Source organism: Mesorhizobium sp. M0983 (genome assembly GCF_040318975.1).
Classification (GTDB): Bacteria; Pseudomonadota; Alphaproteobacteria; order Rhizobiales; family Rhizobiaceae; genus Mesorhizobium.
The window spans coordinates 23,615-40,630 of record NZ_JAMYNH010000010.1 but is presented as its reverse complement, the minus strand read 5'-3'; the positions used below and the strand labels follow the sequence as shown (position 1 = coordinate 40,630).

At 63.9% G+C, this 17,016-nt stretch carries 15 protein-coding genes; 6 read left to right on the top strand and 9 right to left on the bottom strand.

The genetic code is table 11. The features are described from left to right. Position 1 precedes the first annotated feature (1 nt). From NKH71_RS19175 to NKH71_RS19160, 4 genes are read right to left on the bottom strand one after another with little or no spacing between them, the layout of a single operon-like run. On the bottom strand, positions 2-529 hold the full coding sequence (locus tag NKH71_RS19175; RefSeq protein ID WP_352791458.1) for a DUF3341 domain-containing protein: 528 nt from the start codon (positions 527-529) through the stop codon (positions 2-4). Further along, the gene (gene nrfD, locus NKH71_RS19170) at positions 526-1,893 is read right to left on the bottom strand and encodes an NrfD/PsrC family molybdoenzyme membrane anchor subunit (RefSeq protein WP_352791460.1); all 1,368 of its coding nucleotides are present in this window, start codon (positions 1,891-1,893) and stop codon (positions 526-528) included. Before nrfD ends, NKH71_RS19175 begins: the two co-directional genes overlap by 4 nt. After that, positions 1,886-4,852 carry a TAT-variant-translocated molybdopterin oxidoreductase gene (locus NKH71_RS19165; protein WP_352548015.1) on the bottom strand — a complete coding sequence of 989 codons (2,967 nt, stop codon included), beginning with the start codon at positions 4,850-4,852 and terminating at the stop codon, positions 1,886-1,888. The genes nrfD and NKH71_RS19165 overlap by 8 nt, the downstream gene beginning before the upstream one ends. Further along, positions 4,836-5,492, bottom strand: a complete 657-nt coding sequence (locus NKH71_RS19160) for a cytochrome c3 family protein (RefSeq protein ID WP_502900402.1) — start codon at positions 5,490-5,492, stop codon at positions 4,836-4,838. Before NKH71_RS19160 ends, NKH71_RS19165 begins: the two co-directional genes overlap by 17 nt. Positions 5,493-5,739: 247 nt before the next feature. On the opposite strand from NKH71_RS19160, the gene NKH71_RS19155 reads away from it, so the two are divergent. The 3 genes from NKH71_RS19155 to NKH71_RS19145 all read left to right on the top strand — a co-directional run bounded on the left by NKH71_RS19155 (position 5,740) and on the right by NKH71_RS19145 (position 8,730). Beyond that, positions 5,740-5,976 (top strand): FAD-dependent monooxygenase family protein, encoded by a 237-nt coding sequence (locus tag NKH71_RS19155; RefSeq protein WP_352548013.1) that lies wholly within the window; start codon positions 5,740-5,742, stop codon positions 5,974-5,976. Positions 5,977-6,038: 62 nt separating this feature from the next. Next, positions 6,039-7,010, top strand: coding sequence for an SDR family oxidoreductase (locus tag NKH71_RS19150; RefSeq protein ID WP_352481428.1), 972 nt, complete (start codon positions 6,039-6,041; stop codon positions 7,008-7,010). Between the two features lie 4 nt (positions 7,011-7,014). After that, positions 7,015-8,730 carry an HAD family hydrolase gene (locus NKH71_RS19145; protein WP_023720538.1) on the top strand — a complete coding sequence of 572 codons (1,716 nt, stop codon included), beginning with the start codon at positions 7,015-7,017 and terminating at the stop codon, positions 8,728-8,730. Positions 8,731-8,776: 46 nt separating this feature from the next. On the opposite strand, the gene NKH71_RS19140 is transcribed toward NKH71_RS19145, so the two are convergent. Genes NKH71_RS19140 through NKH71_RS19130 form a run of 3 tightly spaced genes read right to left on the bottom strand, consistent with a single transcriptional unit; the run spans position 8,777 to position 12,698 of the window. Further along, positions 8,777-11,056, bottom strand: a complete 2,280-nt coding sequence (locus NKH71_RS19140; protein WP_352895275.1) for a xanthine dehydrogenase family protein molybdopterin-binding subunit — start codon at positions 11,054-11,056, stop codon at positions 8,777-8,779. Positions 11,057-11,059: 3 nt separating this feature from the next. Further along, positions 11,060-12,082 (bottom strand): FAD binding domain-containing protein, encoded by a 1,023-nt coding sequence (locus NKH71_RS19135; protein ID WP_352895274.1) that lies wholly within the window; start codon positions 12,080-12,082, stop codon positions 11,060-11,062. Position 12,083: 1 nt separating this feature from the next. Then, positions 12,084-12,698 (bottom strand): (2Fe-2S)-binding protein, encoded by a 615-nt coding sequence (locus tag NKH71_RS19130; RefSeq protein ID WP_352548009.1) that lies wholly within the window; start codon positions 12,696-12,698, stop codon positions 12,084-12,086. 176 nt (positions 12,699-12,874) lie between these two features. Between NKH71_RS19130 and NKH71_RS19125 the strand changes: the two genes are divergently transcribed. Then, complete coding sequence (locus tag NKH71_RS19125) at positions 12,875-13,318, top strand: PPC domain-containing DNA-binding protein (protein WP_352481423.1); 444 nt, start codon at positions 12,875-12,877, stop codon at positions 13,316-13,318. A 10-nt stretch (positions 13,319-13,328) separates the two neighbouring features. Here NKH71_RS19125 and NKH71_RS19120 read toward each other — a convergent pair whose 3' ends face one another. Together NKH71_RS19120 and NKH71_RS19115 are read right to left on the bottom strand one after the other, a co-directional pair. After that, positions 13,329-14,591 (bottom strand): DUF763 domain-containing protein, encoded by a 1,263-nt coding sequence (locus NKH71_RS19120; RefSeq protein WP_352895273.1) that lies wholly within the window; start codon positions 14,589-14,591, stop codon positions 13,329-13,331. Positions 14,592-14,792: 201 nt separating this feature from the next. Further along, positions 14,793-15,497, bottom strand: coding sequence for an MgtC/SapB family protein (locus tag NKH71_RS19115; protein WP_031194456.1), 705 nt, complete (start codon positions 15,495-15,497; stop codon positions 14,793-14,795). A 225-nt stretch (positions 15,498-15,722) separates the two neighbouring features. Between NKH71_RS19115 and NKH71_RS19110 the strand changes: the two genes are divergently transcribed. Together NKH71_RS19110 and NKH71_RS19105 are read left to right on the top strand one after the other, a co-directional pair. Then, positions 15,723-15,890, top strand: a complete 168-nt coding sequence (locus NKH71_RS19110) for a hypothetical protein (protein ID WP_352895272.1) — start codon at positions 15,723-15,725, stop codon at positions 15,888-15,890. A gap of 30 nt (positions 15,891-15,920) precedes the next feature. Further along, entirely contained in the window at positions 15,921-16,919 is a 999-nt protein-coding gene (locus tag NKH71_RS19105; protein ID WP_023720544.1) for an ATP-dependent DNA ligase, read from the top strand. The last annotated feature ends 97 nt before the right edge of the window (positions 16,920-17,016 follow it).

The window sequence follows — 17,016 nt, the reverse complement described above, 5'->3', positions numbered from 1 at the left end:
TTCACGCCTCCACCTCCTCGACGGTTTCGGCGCCAAGCCGGGTCAGCTGGCCCTTGGTCACGCCCTTGCGGAACTTCGGATCGGCGGCTTCGACGAGCAGGTAGAACTTGCCGCCGCGCGCGTAGGTGAAGCTCGTGGCATTGAAGACCGGGTGGTAATATTCGGGCAGGCGATTGGCGGCCAGCCCGCCGAAGAATGCGGCCAGCGCGGCGCCAAGTATCGCCGCCTCGAAGGCAATGACGAGAAAGGCCGGCCAGGAATGCAGCGGCCGGCCGCCGACATTGAGCGGATAGTCGATCTCGACCGAATAGAGGATCAGCCCGTAGACAAACACCGCGCCAGCGACGGCGCCGCCAAGGATGGCCCACGGCAAGCGCGTCTTGCGCATGCCGAGCATCTCGGCCAACCCACGCACATAGAATGGCGAGAACGCGTCCATGCGCCGGTAGCCACGCGCCCGCATGGTGCGGACCGCCTCGGTCAGCGCTTCGGGATCGGCGAAAGCCGCGATGACGCCGTAAAGTCTCATCCTGCGCTGCCCCTTTCCTCGGCCAGCTCCTCGACCTCGAAGATGGTGATGGCCGGGAGGATGCGGATGAACAGGAAGACCAGTGCTAAGAAGGTGCCGATCGAGCCGAACAGGATGCCGAAGTCGAGCCACCTCAATGACTGCTCGCCCCAGGACGACGGCAGGTAATCGCGGCTTGGCCCGGTGACGACGATGACATAGCGCTCGATCCACATGCCGACGTTGATGATGAGTGCAATGGCGAACAGCCCCGGCATGTTGAGGCGCACCCGTCGGAACCAGAGCAATTGCAAAACTGCGCCGTTGCAGGCGAGCATGGCCCAGAACAGCGGCGCATAAGGTCCGAAGGCGCGCTGCCACATCATCGTGCGCTCGTAGATCTCGCCCGAATACCAGGCGAAGAAGGCCTCGGACGCGTAGCCATAGATGACGATCATGCCGGCGGCGATCATCAGCTTGGCGGCATTGTCCATGTGCCGCAGCGTGATCAGATCCTGGACCGAAAACGCCCAGCGCAGCGGGATGGCGATGGTGAGCACCATGGCGAAGCCGGACAGCAGCGCTCCGGCAACGAAATAGGGAGGAAAGATCGTCGAGTGGAAGCCCGGCGTGATGGCGAAGGTGAAGTCGAGCGAGACGATCGAATGCACCGAGACGACCAGCGGCGTGGCCAGTGCCGCCATCAGGAAATAGACCGTCTGATAGCGCGCCCAATGAAAGGCCGAACCGCGCCAGCCGATTGCCAGTATGCCGTAGAACAGCTGCGCCGGGCGCGATTTCGCTCGGTCGCGCAGGACGGCGAGATCGGGCAGCAGGCCCATATACCAGAACATCAGCGAAACGCTGGCATAAGTGGCGATCGCCGCGAAATCCCAGACCAGCGGGCTGCGCCATTGCGGCCAGTGCATATGGGTGTTGGGCAGCGGCAGCAACCAGTAGAAGAACCACGGGCGGCCGAGATGCAGGATCGGGAAAAGCCCGGCCATTGCAACGGCAAACAGCGTCATCGCCTCGGCAAAGCGATTGATCGAGGCGCGCCATGGCTGGCGCAGAAGCAGGAGCACGGCCGAGATCAGCGTGCCGGCATGGCCGATGCCGATCCACCAGACGAAATTGCCGATCATCGTGCCCCAGACGACGGGGACGTTGATGCCGTAGGCGCCAACGCCGACCGAGATCAGATAGGTGATCGAATAGAGGAAGATGAGGACGAAGACGAAGCAGGAAAAAAAAGCTGCCCAGAAATAGCGCGGCAGCCTGCCGTCGAGGACGATCGCACTGATACGGCCGCTGATCTCCGGAAGGTCGTGCCTGCCATGCAGAACGGGCAATGCGCCCGGTTTTGCAGCAAAAGCCTCAGCCATCGGCTTTCCCGCCTGACGAGAGACGGCCATTGATATTTATGATCTTGCCGAGATAGGTGGTGCGCGGTCGCGTATTCAGCTCCTCGAGCAAGGCGTAGTGATGCGGTGCCGCTTTTTCCTGCGCCACCCTGGCGCCCTTGCTGTTGAGATCGCCGAAGACGATCGCCTGCGTCGGGCAGGCCTGCTGGCAGGCGGTCACCACCTCGCCGTCGGCGATGGCGCGGTTTTCGATCTGAGCCTTGATGCGCTTTTCGGAAATGCGCTGGACGCAGTAGGTGCATTTCTCCATCACGCCGCGCGAACGGACGCTGACGTCTGGATTGTGCACGGCCTGTTCAGGTCCCGCGGCATCCTTGTCGAATTCCTGGAAGTCCAGGAAGTTGAAGCGCCGCACCTTGTAGGGGCAGTTCTGCGAGCAGTAGCGCGTGCCAATGCAACGGTTATAGACCTGCGCGTTGAGCCCGTCATGGGTGTGGGTGGTGGCGTTGACCGGACAGACGACCTCGCACGGCGCCTTCTCGCAATGCATGCAAGGCACCGGCTGGAAAAAGACGTCGAGATCGTCGAGCGGGCCGGAATAGTAGCGGTCGATCCGCAGCCAATGCATTTCATGGCCGAGTGCCGACTCGTCCGGCCCGACGGTGGCGATGTTGTTTTCCGCCTGGCAGGCAGAAACACAGGCCATGCAGCCGATGCATGCCGACTGATCGATCGACATGGCCCAGGCTTCCTGGCTGTATTGCCAGTCAGGATAGAGCGACTCGCTTGGCGTCGGCGGCACGCCGTCGCGCACGAAGTGCGGATCTTTGCGAAAGGCATCGAGCGAGGCATGGCGAACGATCGCCCTGCCCTCCATCGCCTGGTGGTGTTGTGTGGTGATGACCCGTGCGCTGCTGTCGCGCGGCGTGATCATGGCGCCATAGACGATCCAGGGAGCCTCAGGGCTTCGCAGCCTGTACGCGTCGTGGCCGTCAGCGAGTGCTGCCACCGAACCGAGCTTCCGGCCGAAACCCAGAGCAAGCGTCACGGTGTCGTCGGGATGGCCAGGCATGATCCAGACCGGCGCATCGATGTCCATGCCGTTCGAGGCGATGTTGACGACCCGGCCGTTTTCCACCTGAAGCCGTCCTGATGTCGCCGGCGACATCAGGGCTGCGTTGCCCCAGACGATCTTGCTCAGCGGCCGCGGCAGCTCCTGCAGCCAGGACGAATTGGCATTGCGTCCATCGCGCAGCCAGGGATCGGCAACGAAACGGATTTCGACGCCTTTTGCCGCTTCGATGCGCGGCTTCAGGCCGCGCAAATCCGGGGGCATCGCGACATCGGCTGGAATGCTGGCACTGCCGGACACAAAGCCGTCGCGAAGCGCCTTTCGCCACGCAGGATCGTCCAGTGTCTGCGCCCAGGTCCGGCGGACGAGCTGCAGCGCAGAAACAGCTAATTCACCGCCAAGCACGGCGAGGAGTTCATGCACGGTCCGCCCCCGGTAAAGCGGCCTGATCAGCGGCTGCACGATCGACGCGGTTCCGTCATGGGCGCGCAGGTCACTCCAGCTCTCGAGATCATGCGCAGCAGGGATATGCCAGTGTGCGACGAAGGCGGTTTCGTCGCGGTGGAGACCCCAGTGGACAAGAAGCTTCAGCTGCGAAAACACGTCGTGGACATCAAGTCCCGCAGGCGCAGTGTGGAGAGGATTGGCGCCAAGTATGACAACGGTGTCGATGTCCCGCGCGGCGATCGCCTGGCAAAGTGCCGCGAGGTCGCCCTCGATGGGCATCGCGTCGGGCGGCTCGATCAGTTCCACGGTGTTGCCAAGCGCACCAAGCCGCGCATTCATGGCAAGAGCGGCGGCATGGACGAACGGCGTTTGATGGGCGCCCGGCACGATCAGCGCCGAGCGGCCGGCCGCCTTCAGGTCGTTCGCGGCGGCAGCCAGCCAGGTCGGGTCCAATGCCAAGGCGCTTGGCGCCGCTTCGCCGCCAAGCACGGCGCTCAGCGCCGCTGCGACGGTTTCGACCTCGCTCGGCCGCACCGGCCGGCGATGATCGGCGGCAGCGCCGGTGATCGTCGGCGTCGACTCCACCGCATAGAGCCGGCTCATCGTATCGTCCGCCCGGCGCACGCGGCGTCTTGCAGCGAAATCACGGGCGTAGGCGAGACGACCGGGGCCTTCGCCCAGGAAATCCGCGTCGAGACTGAAAATCACGTCGGCGCGATCAAACCGGCAGACCGGTGCAAGCGCCCTGCCGAACAGGATCTGTGTGGCTTCGGTGCCGGACGGCGTCGCCAGGGGATCGTGCCGGAACAGCCTCAGCCTGGGATAGCGCGCGCGCAGCGCCTCGAGCTGCGCCTTCATGGTGGGCGAGGTCGTTGCTTCGATCAGCAGCGCCGTGCCAGCTCCAGCGAGCCGCGAGGTGAGCTCGGCCATGTCGGCAAGGAAGTCGTCATAGGCTGCGGGTTCGCCATGCTTCAGCGGCATGCGCGAGCGATCGGGGTCGAACAGCGACAGCACCGCCGCCTGCATGACAGCGTCCGTCGCGCCGCGCGAGGCCGGATGGTCGGGATTGCCTTCCACCTTGGTCGGCCGGCCCTCATGGCTTTCGACCACCGCACCGATGCCGTAGCCGTCGCTCGACAGCGTGGTCGCGTAATAAAGCGGCCGGCCGGGAACGATGTTTTCCGGCTGGCGGATATAAGGCAGGATGTCTTCGGCCCGGCTGCAGGCGGCAAGCCCGGCCAGCGACAGCGATGCACCCATCAGCTTCAGCAGCGTGCGCCGGTCGAGCCGCGCCGGGATGCGCTCGGCGATCGAAGGAAATTCGGCATCGACGAAGCGGCGGAATTCCGGTGTATCGGCGAGTTCGTCGAGGCTCCGCCACAGCTCCGGACCAGGCGAAAGCCGTTCGCGCAGGCCGGCCATGTCTGGAGCCGCAATCGGCTTGTCAGCGGTGGCAGACATAACAGTCGGTCATGGTCTCGGGGTGGATATCGAGAAGGCTGATGAGCGACCGGCGGATTTCGGCGATGCCGGCCGGCGGCTTCCAGTGCATCAGGAACACGTCCTGCGGCGGACGCAAATTGGGCTCGGGATCGCGATGGCATCCCAGGCACCATTCCATCGACAGCGCGTGCGTCCGCCGTATCAGCGGCATGTCGTCGACCTCGCCATGGCACGTCTCGCAGGCGACGCCTTTGGCGATATGGATCGAATGATTGAAATAGACGAAGTCGGGCACACTGTTCACCCGCTGCCACTGCAATGGCTGCCCGGAGGCAAGGCTCGCCCGTACCGGCGCCAGCATGTCCGCGTTGGTGAAGAGCTGCGAATGGCAGGTCATGCACACCTCCGTCGCCGGCAGACCAGCCGATGACGAAGTCTCGACGCCGCTATGGCAATAACGGCAATCGAGGCCGAGCTCGCCGACATGGTGCCTGTGGCTGAACGGCACTGGTTGCGCCAACGGCCGGCCAACGCCGGTGACGAAGTCCGAACGCAGGATGGCGGTACCGCCGAGAGCCGCAAAGATGGCCATGAAACACGCGCCCCACAGAGCGAAGCGTGAAATGCCGTTGGCGCTCCTTGAAAAGACCTGCGGCATCCCCTCGCCGATTTCACATCCAGCAACCGTATCCACCCCCCAAAGCCCCTAACTGCGGCTGCGTGGGTAAGTTCCGGCCGGGGCAGCGGAGATCACAGAATGGTTACCCCGCCCTGGCCCATCGGGTCGGCTGACCGGAAACCATCGAACACTCCATGCGTTCGGATGAGGTCACGTTTCGTTTCACCCGGACAACCATCATGACCATCCCCGACCTCCATCCCATTCGCCGCTGGGCGCGCGCGGCATGAATCTCGCCGCATCATTCGCCAGGCGTTTCGTCGAAGGCACGCTGGCCGGCTACACAAGCGAACGCCACCCGATAGGGCGACGGTGGATCACCCTCAGCGAGCGCATCCTGTCAATGGCCCGGTCGGACAATGGCATCATGCAAAGCTTCAGGAACGCGGCCTTCAGCGTCGTCGGCCATCTACCGCGGCTGCAACGGCCACTGCTGGAGCGGGTCGCCGGGCTGAAGGAATGAAGTGGTCGCATAAACCTTTTCGCCGGACGTGCGTTGTTGGGTTTCAAGCCAGGGAGATGACCATGCAGATGAAATCGGAAATCGCCGGCGAGGCCGCCAAGCAACGGCACATCCAGCGCCGTATCGACGAGAAGGACAAGTCCAAGTCCAAGGGCAAGCCAAAAGGCGCCATGCAGGCCGGTGCCCGCAAATATCCCGAGCCGCCCTTCCCCGAGCAGCACCAGCCGAAGCCGGGGCATGAATGGGCGATCGAGCCGGCGCCGCTTTACGATGCGCCATTTTATATCGGATCGAAAAAGCTCGACGGCAAAGTGGCCGTCATTACCGGCGGCGATTCAGGCATCGGCCGCGCGGTGGCCGTGCTCTATGCACGTGAAGGCGCCGATGTGGCGATCGTCTATCTGTCGGAGGACAAGGACGCCGAAGAGACCAAAAGGGCCGTCGAAACCGAAGGCCGGCGATGCATCCTGATCAAGGCCGATGTCAGCGAACGCGGCCACTGCCACAACGCGGTGGCTGAGATCGTGCAGCAGTTTGGGCGGATCGACGTGCTGGTCAACAACGCCGCTTTCCAGGTCCATTCCAGCGATTTCAGCGAGTTGACCGAGGAGCATTTCGACACCACGCTGAAGACCAACCTCTACGGCTATTTCCACATGGCGCAGGAGGCCGTTCCGCACATGAAACCCGGTTCGGCGATCATCAACACCGGTTCAGTGACCGGCATCGAGGGATCGAAGCAACTGGTCGATTACTCCATGACCAAGGGCGGCATTCATGCCTTCACCCGCGCGCTCTCGGGCAACCTTGTCGACAAGGGCATAAGGGTCAACGCCGTGGCACCAGGCCCGGTTTGGACGCCGCTCAACCCCTCGGACAAGGAAGCCGGCGATGTTTCGAAATTTGGCGCCGACACACCGATGAAACGACCGGCACAACCGGAAGAGATCGCGCCAGCGTATGTGTTCCTCGCCTCGCCGCACTGCTCGAGCTACATCACCGGCGAGATATTGCCAATCGTCGGCGGCTACTGACGACATGTATTTCATAGCCTTGGCCACCGACTACGACGGCACGCTGGCGCATGAAGGGATTGTCGCCGAAAAGACACTTGCGGCGCTTCAACGCTTCAAGAAGAGCGGCCGCAAGCTCATTCTCGTCACCGGGCGCGAGCTGCCCGACCTGAAACGCGTCTTTCCCGAAGTCGCGATCTTCGACAAGGTGGTCGCGGAAAACGGGGCGCTGATCTACACGCCGGCCAGCGAGGAGGAGCGGACGATATCTCCGCCGCCCGCCCCCGAGTTCATCGCCAAACTCAGGAAACACGGTGTCAAACCGCTTTCGGTCGGACGCTCGATCGTCGCCACCTGGGAACCGCATCAGGTTACCGCGCTCGAGGTCATCAAGAAATTGGGGCTGGAGCTGGAAATCATCTTCAACAAGGGCGCGGTGATGATCCTGCCCAGCGGCATCAACAAGGCGACCGGGCTGACAGCCGCGCTTCAGGACCTCAGATTGTCGCCGCACAACGTCGTCGGTGTCGGCGACGCCGAAAACGACCACGCCTTCCTGCGCGCCTGCGGCTTCAGCGTCGCCGTCGACAACGCACTGCCGGCAGTCAAGGATACGGCGGATCTCGTGACACGAGGCGCGCGCGGAAAAGGCGTCGAGGAACTGATCGCCAAGGTGGTCGAGCGCGATCGCGAGCTTGTGCCAAGCCGCGATGGCATTCTGCTTGGCTCGGACGATGGCAAGGAGGTGTATCTGTCGCCAACCGATACGGTGCTGATCGCCGGCAGCTCGGGCATCGGCAAATCGACCTTGGCGACCGCATTGACGGAGCGTTTTGTCGAGAGAAAGTTCCAGTTCTGCATCTTCGATCCGGAAGGCGACTACGATGGCCTCGAGGGCGCCGTCCGGCTGGGCGACGGCTCGAACGCGCCGACGAAGACGCAGTTGCTCGATCTCCTGGAGAAGCCGGACAACAATCTGGTCGTCAACGGCCTGGCGCTGCGCGTCAACGAGCGGCCGGACTTCTTTGCCGACCTGCTGCCGGGCCTTGGCGGTGTTCGCTTCCGCACCGCGCGACCACACTGGCTGATCATCGATGAGGCGCATCACCTCTTGCCGAAGCGGCGCGACGACACGCCAATGGTTCTGGCGATGGAATTGCCGGGCACGATCCTGATCACCGTTCATCCGGATGCGATCTCAACCGAAGCATTGCGGCTGGTCACCGCCGTCATCGCACTCGGCCCCAAGGCGAAAAAGGTCGTCAAGACGTTCTGTCGCGAGACCGGCACCGAACCGCCAAAGGACAAGGATCTGAGCTCTCCAAAAGACGAGCACGTGCTGTTCTGGCGGCCGCAGGCGCACAAGAAACCTGCCATGGTCGAGCCGATCGAGCCGCGGCAGTCGCTCAAGCGCCATAGCCGCAAATATGCCGAGGGCCAGCTCGACGAGAAGGGCAGCTTCTATTTCCGCGGCCCCGACCATGCGATGAACCTGCGCGCCCATAATCTGATGATTTTCGCCCAGATCGCCGAGGGCATTGACGATAAGACCTGGGAACATCATTTGCGCGCCGGCGACTATTCCAAATGGTTTCGCCACCAGATCAGGGATAAGGAGCTGGCGCGCGAAACCGCCGAAGCGGAGAAAGACGACACACTTTCGGCGCAGGAGAGCCGCAACCACGTCCTGGACGCAGTGCGCCGCCGCTATACCGCGCCCGCCACCGCGCCGAAGGAATAGATGCAAACTGCGCCTAGCCGGTCCGAAGCCGGCTGAGTTGGAGAGGTCAGACGATCAGGTGATCGATCCTGATCGGCAGGTCGCGAATGCGCTTGCCGGTGGCGTGGTAGACCGCGCTCGCGACCGCCGCCGCGGTCCCGACATTGCCGAGTTCGCCCAAACCCTTGACGCCGGCCGGGTTCACCTCGTGGTCGATCTCCGGAACCAGTATCACTTCCATCTGCTTCACGTCGGCGTTGACCGGCACGAGATAGTCCTGCAGGTCGCGATTGACGTAGCGCGCATAACGCTTGTCGATTTCCGTCGCCTCGTGCAAGGCTTGGCCGATGCCCCAGATCATACCGCCCATCAGCTGGCTGCGCGCGGTGCGGGTGTTCATGATGCGCCCCGCGGCAAAGGCGCCGACGATGCGCGGGACGCGGATCTCGCGCGTATGGCTGTTGATGCGCACCTCGACGAATTCCGCGCCAAAGGCGTATTTCACCGAATCCTTGTCCTGGTCGCCGCCGTGGAACTCCGATTGCCCGGCATAGAGCTTCTTCAGCGCCTCCGGTGACGATCCCTTTGGCGCGAATTCGGCATATTCCTCGATCGCACCGATCTGCATCGTCTTGAAAACATCCGACAGCTTGGCCGATTTGCCGTTGTCCGCGACGATTTTCTCTTGGCTCATTTCAAGCTTGGCGTTGCCGGACCCGGCCAGCGGCCCGGCTTCGGCGACGGCCGCGGCGAAGAGCTTTGCGCGGACGGCATCGCAGGCCTTCAGCACCGCCGAGCACACGCTTGCCGTCGAAATCGACCCGCCGGACACCGGTGCCGGCGGCAAGGCGCTGTCGCCCATTTCGACGCTGACCTTGTCCATTTCTATCCCGAGCCGTTCGGCTGCCATCTGCGCTGCCACCGTGCGCACGCCGGTGCCGATCTCATGCGAGCCGCATTGGACGCGAACCTCGCCGTCAGTGGTCAGGCGGACGCGGGCGGCGCATGGCGCAGCCGCCGTCGGATAGATTGCGGTGGCGCAGCCCATGCCGACCAGCCAGTCGCCGTCACGCATCGAGCCAACCGCGGCCTCGCGCTTGGACCAGCCGAAGGCCTCGGCGGCCTGGTCGTAGCATTTCACGAGCGAGCGGCTGGAGAAGGGCTTGCCGCCGATCGGCTCCTTCTGCGGCTCGTTGACGCGGCGGAACTCGACCGGGTCCATGCCGAGCGCCACCGCCATCTCGTCCATGGCATTTTCCAGCGCATAGACATAGGGCGTCTCCGGCGGCGAACGCATGTAGCCAGGCGTATTGCGGTCGGCATGCACCAGCGAGACGTGGGTCAGCACCGAGCCGTAATCGTACATGCGTCCGGTGGCCGAAGTGCCACCGACGACATAGGGATCGGGCCGCGACGTGACTTCCCAGCCTTCGTGTGCAAAGGCGGTGATGCGGCCGTCCTGGTTTGCGCCGATGCGGATGCGGTGCCGGGTCTCCGCCCTGTAGGTCTGCGTGCCGTACGCCTGAATGCGGCTGACGACGCAGCGCACCGGCCGGCCGACGCGGCGGGCCGCAACGGCAACGATCGCCGTGCGGGCCGTCATCGGCCCCTTGGAGCCGAAGGCGCCGCCGACATAGGGACTGACGATCCGCACATTGGCCGGATCGATCTTCAACTGCCGGGCGAGCTCGGCCTTCCAGCCGGTGACGTTCTGGCTCGGTTCATAGACCGTGAGCTGATCGCCCTGCCAGACCGCCGTCGTCGAGAACAGCTCGATCGGGTTGTGGTGCTGGGTCGGCGTCGAATATTTCTCGTCGATCTTCACTGCGGCTGCGGCATAGGCAGCATCGAAGTTGCCGGCTTTGACGTCCTCCTTGAACAACGGACTCTTGCCGGCGGCCGGCTCCATCTCCGTTCCCCTGGAATCGAAGCCGGCGCTGGGCGTCTCTTCGGCGTAGTCGGCGCGGATCAGCGCCGCGGCTTCCTCGGCCGCCTCGAATGTTTCAGCCACCACCAGCGCGATGATCTGGCCGTCGTGGAAAATGGCCTTGTCATGCAGCGGCGCGATCGAACTTGCACCGGTGTTGCCGAATTTCGGCTTGTCGATGCCGTCCATGTCGCCGACGCTGACGATATCGAGAACGCCGGGCACCTTACGCGCCCTTTCGAGCCGGACGGCGGTGATGCTGCCCTTGGCGATGCTGCTGGTAGCAAGTGCGCCATAGGCCATATTGGCGGTTGGAAGATCAGCCGAATAGCCGGCCTGTCCGGTGACCTTCAGGCGGGCATCGATGCGCGGAACGGGATTTCCCATGTTCTCTTTCGGCGCGGGAGCAGCTTGGTTCATGGGTCAGACCTTCATGTCGCGCGTTTCGAGCAGTGCCCGCACAAGCGTGCGCTTGCCGAGCGGTATCTTGAACGCATTGTGTTCGCGCGGTTTCGCCTCGGCGAACGCGGCTTCGGCGGCAGCTTCGGCCGCCTCATCGTCGAGTGCCTTGCCGCTCAGTGCTTCCTCGGCCGCCTTGGCCCGCCATGGCACGGTTGCCACGCCGCCAAGCGCAATGCGCGCCTGGCTGACGGTGTCGCCGTCCATATCCAGAGCCACGGCCGCCGAGGCCAGCGCGAACGCATAGGACTCGCGGTCGCGGATCTTCAGGTAGCGTGAGCGGCGGCTCCAGGCGCCAAGCGGCACCTCGATGGCCGTGATCACCTCGTCGGAGGCCAGTTCGGTCTCAACGTTGGGCGTATCTCCCGGCAGGCGATGTAGCCTCGAAAACGCTATCTTGCGCATACCGCGCCTTGCCTCCACCTCGACCGTCGCGCCGAGCGCGATCAGCGCTTGGGCGAAATCGCCGTGGTAGGTGGCGATGCAGGCGTTGCTGGTGCCAAGGACCGCATGTTGCCGGTTGAAGCCTTCCATGGCCGCGCAGCCGGAGCCCGGCTCGCGCTTGTTGCATGGCCAGGAGGTCTCGCGAAAATACTCGCACCGCGTCCGCTGCAACACATTGCCGGCCAGGCTCGCCATGTTGCGGATCTGGCCGCTGGCGGCGAACTTCAGGCTTTCGGCAAGCATCGGGCAAAGGCGCTTGATCTCGCCTGTGTTAGCAGCCTCGCCCATGCGGACCAGCGCGCCGAAGCGGATGCTGTCGTCGCCGACCTCGATCTGCCGCAGGGCCCTGTCACCGAGACCATTGAGATCGACCAGCCGTTCCGGCCGGGCCACGCCAAGCTTCATGTAGTCGGCCAGATTGGTGCCGCCGGCGATGAATTGCGCGGCGGCCTCGGTCGGCGGAACACCCTCTGCGGCAAAACGGGAAGCAATGGCGGCCGCCGCGGACACGCTGGCCGGTCTCTCGTAAACGAAGGGGCGCATCTCAGGCTTTCCTTGTTTCGTCCCGGGCCTGCACGATGGCCGCGACTATGTTGGGGTAGGCAGCGCAGCGGCAGAGATTACCGCTCATATACTCGCGGATATCGTCCTCGGAGCCGGCATGGCCTTCGTTGATGCAACCGATGGCGGACATGATCTGGCCGGGCGTGCAGTACCCGCATTGGAAGGCGTCATTGTCGATGAAGGCCTGCTGCATCGGATGCAGATTGCCGTCGGCGGAAGCGAGCCCTTCCACCGTGGTGATCTCATGGCCCTTGTTCATCACGGCGAAGCTCAGGCACGACAGCACCCGCTTGCCGTCGACAAGAACGGTGCAGGCCCCGCACTGGCCATGGTCGCAGCCTTTCTTGGTACCCGTCAGGCCGACATGGTCGCGCAGCGCGTCGAGCAGGCTGGTGCGATTGTCGAGGGCGAGATTGTAGGGCTGCTTGTTGATGCGCAGTGAAATCGCCGACAGATCGCGCGGCTCGGCCGAAGCGGCAGGTTGCGGGGCGGCGGCTTTTGCCGACGTGGCCATGAGCGGCCCTGCCGCAGCCGCCGAAACGGATCCGGTCATGAAACTGCGTCGGCTCAGGCTGGCAAGAGGGGTTTCGGACATGGCTGGCTCCCGGCTGGCTGGGTCTCAAGCCGGCCGAACCAGTCACGCAAGGCAAGGTTCCTCCGCCTCACGTGGCTGTGATCCTATGTTCATCCGAACCGTGCCGGGGAACTCTCGAGCCGGCTTGCCGTTCAACCCCGATCGGACAGAACCGAAATGGCGTCTGGAGCGAGATCATGAAGTCACAGATTGTTGCCGAAAGCGCCGGCCAAAGAACGTTCGTCGTTGTGCTTGATCCCGGCGAAGAGGCGTTTGCGCAGCTGACCTCGTTTGCGGCCGACCACGGCGTTGGCAGCGCGTCGCTGAGCGCGCTCGGCGCTTTCGAAAGGGCAACTGTCGGCTGGTTCGACCCTAGGGAAAGGACCTACCGGAAAATTCCCATCCGGGAACAGTGCGAGGTGCTGAGCGCGATTGGCGATGTTGCCATCGGCGACGACGGCAAGCCCAGCCTGCACGTCCATGCCGTGCTCGGATTGAGCGACGGCAGCACAAGGGGCGGCCATCTGCTGGACGCCATCGTTCGCCCGACGCTCGAGGTCACGCTGGTGGAAACGCCTGGACATCTGCGCCGCAGGCACCGTCCCGAGCTCGGTGTCGCGTTGATCGACCTGGAGGCTTGATCCGAGCCGATCACTTCGTTGATTTAACTGCGGTCGTTTCGGGGGCGACTTCCCAACCGAAGACGCTGCGGCCGCCGAGCAGATGCGATTGCTCGAACTCCCCGGCGACGATTTCCTTCAGGCTCGGCCCGGTGGCATAGCGCTCGACTTGCCGCGACTGGTCGTCCAGCCGCCGCAAGGCGCCGACCTCTTCCTCACGGCCGAGCCTGGCCTTCTGGACAGCCGACTTCAGCACGCCGATCGTCTCGTCATAGACCTTCAACGGCACAGGGAACGGATGCCTGTCCTTGCCGCCATGCGCCAGCGAGAAACGTCCTGGATCGGAAAAACGGCATGGCGCGCCATGCACGACTTCGGCGACCAGCGCCAGCGCCCGCACCGTGCGCGCGCCGACATTGGGCACCAGGAGAAGGCCGGCGAAATCCGCCGGGCCGCGCTCGGCCGCCGCCGCGATGTTGCCGTGCAGGCGGCGCATGACGACATCGCTTTCGCGTACATCGTGGTGCGCCGGCATCACCAGATGCGGCAGCAGCTTCTGTGCCGGCTCCGGCACTGGCGCCGAACCCCGCTCCAAAGCGGCAAGCTCCCTCACGATGCGATCCGGTCCAAGATCGTGCAGAAGGTCCAGTTGTCCCTGGCGCGACGCTTCGGCGCGGCGGTCGGTCAGGTTGACGATCTCGCCCTGGTTGGCGCCTTCGATGGCGGCATGCGGCTGGTCGACAAAGCTCTTCAGGCCCTCCGACAGCCAGTGATAGCGGCGCGCCACCTTGCTGTCGCCGTTCATGCCTTGCTGCACCACCACCCACTTGCCGTCATCGGTGACGATGAAGCCGTGCAGATAGAGATCGAAACCGTCCTGGACCGCGGCGCTGTCCACCTTGGCGACAAGCCGGCTGGCAGTCGCCAGGCCCTGCCCGTCGAGGCCGACACGCTCGCCGATCAGGGCAAGCTCGTGCGGGGTCTTGCGCGAATGCGCGCCGCGGCCGCCGCAAACGTGAAGGCCGAGCTCGCTGGAAAGCGGCGACAGGCCGCGCTTCAAGGCACCGACGACGCTGGTGGTGATGCCGGAGGAGTGCCAGTCCATCCCCATCACGGCGCCAAAAGACTGGAACCAGAACGGATGCGCCAGCCGGCGCAGCAATTCATCGCGGCCGTAATGGTGGATGATCGCCTCGCACATGACCGCGCCAAGCCGCGTCATGCGGTCGCCGAGCCATTTCGGCACGCGCCCGCCGTGAAGTGGAAGGTCAGCACTTCCCGATCGCTGTGCCACGCTCTTTTGCTTGCTCCTTGAGTCCTGCCTCGACAGATAGGTATCGAAAGTGCCGCGAAGAAGCGATGGCCTGATTCAGGCCGCGATCGTTGCGAGCCGCTAGAGCTGTTCCAGGAAAAGTGTGAAACGGTTTTCCGTCCGGAATTGCGCAGAAACAAAGCGATAGAGCGGTTCGGCGTTTCCGTGAAACGATGAACCGCTCTACCGGGCAGGCTCGCTGAGGAGATCAAACTTCTGGATCTCGCAATGCTCGCCCACCGATGCCAGCAGATCCATTGGCGGTGCGCCAGTGTCGGGCCGCCTCCAACTGATCTCGAACGAGAACACAGGGTCCTTGAGATCTGGGCGCCTCTCTATTGCGACGAGGCGTGCCTGGTAGCCAAGCGGCCCGATGAGCGCATCGAGCTCCTGTCGAGCCGCGGCCTTCCACGTCAGTGCCAACTGGGCATGGTGTTCGCGCGACATTCGAAGGTCCACCCATTTCAGGACCAGCAAAGTGGCCAGCGTCAGCGCCGTGCCGGCCGCGCCCAAGCCGTATTGGCCACCACCGAAAGCCAATCCGATCGCCGTCATCACCCACAACGTGGCCGCTGTGGTGACCCCGCTGACAAGATTGCCGCGGCGAAGAATGGCGCCACCGCCGATAAAGCCGACGCCGGTCAACACGCCCAGCGGAAAGCGCAGGACGTCCATCGATGCAAACGAATCCGGGTGCTTGCCAACGGTCTCCAGCAGAATACTGGCCTGGATCATTGTGATGGCGGCGGCCAATCCCACCAGCACGGTGGTGCGTAGCCCCGCCGCGTGCCCGCGCGCCTCCCTGTTGAGGCCTATCAAAAGGCCTGCGAGCGCGGTCAGAAGCAGCCGTGCCGCGATGTCTTGCCAAACCGGAACAACGAGGAGCATCGCGGTCACCCGTCAGGCCAAGCGCTGCTGGCCTGGATTGGCGCCAGGGTCAAAGCGAACAAGGGTAACAGCGTCTTCATCGCAAATTCTTTTCGTCGATAAGCAACAAACGATGCGCTTAGGTTTTGGTTGCGCAGCCGACGATTCACCTCGGCTATGGGCAGCGACGGAACAAAACCTTCGGCCCGGGGTTGGTGGGTTCACGCCAACGAAGGATTTTCAAACATGGTCCGCTTGCTGGTTGCCGGAGCCGTCGCTTATCTGGCCTATCGCATTACCAAGGAGATCGGCGGGTCCGACGAAGTCGATCCGCTGTCGCCTGCGCCCGACCAGACCGGCCGCAAGGTGGCGAGGCGGCAAAGCAGGGCCCAGGGGAATGGCCGACCGCGGTAGCGAATGCCTCAGCGGCGGCGCGGACCAGCCATGACCGCATTTCCGTTGCCGCTCGACCTTCGTCCGATGGAAGCCAAAGCCGCCGACGCAATTCCTGGCGGCGACGGGCTTTGGCAGTACGAACCGAAATGGGACGGGTTTCGGTGCCTCGTGTTCAAGGGTGACGATGCCGTCGATCTGCGTGCAAAATCGGGCAAGCCGCTTGGCCGCTATTTTCCCGAACTGATCGCGGTGCTGCGCGATGTGAGGTCGCGACGGTTTGTTGCCGACGGCGAGATCGTCATCGAGGTCGACGGATCGTCCTCGTTCGAGGCCCTGCAAATGCGCCTTCATCCAGCCGAAAGCAGGATCCGCAAGTTGAGCCTGGAGACGCCTGCCATGCTGGTCCTGTTCGATATGCTGGCCGAACCCGGCGGCAAGATTATCATCGAACAACCCCTCACCGACAGGAGACGGGCGATCGAGGCCTTTGTCGCGTCGGCGGGACGGCGCGAACTGCGCCTGTCCAAATGCACGCACGATGCCGCTACCGCCGAGCGCTGGCTGCAAGGCGCCGGCCATGGCTCGACCGACGGTGTTGTTGCAAAACTGATCGCCGAGCCATACCAGCCCGGCGAGCGCGCCATGGTCAAGGTCAAGCGGCTGCGCACTGCGGATTGCGTGGTCGGCGGCTTTCGCTATCTCGCCGGCAGCAACGAAGTCGGATCCCTGCTGCTTGGCCTCTACAATAACGAAGGCAGGTTGGACCATGTCGGATTCACCTCGACCATCGGCAAGGACGACAGGGCGGCGCTGACCAGACGGCTGGAAAAACTGCGGGCCAAACCGGGTTTCACCGGCGAGGCGCCGGGCGGGCCAAGCCGCTGGAGCACGGAGCGCAGCGCACAATGGGAACCGATAAAGCCTGAACTGGTGGTCGAGGTTCGTTTCGACCATGTGACAGGCGACCGGTTCCGGCACGGAACCAAGCTGTTGCGCTGGCGGCCGGACAAGGAGCCCCGGCAATGTACGTTCGAGCAGATGGAGTAAGTCCCGCCGGAGGCAACGCTTCAAGGCGCTCTTGGTGTTCCGTTCTGCCGCCTACGACGGAACCGATGCAGAATTCACTGGTTCGCCGCACTAGCCG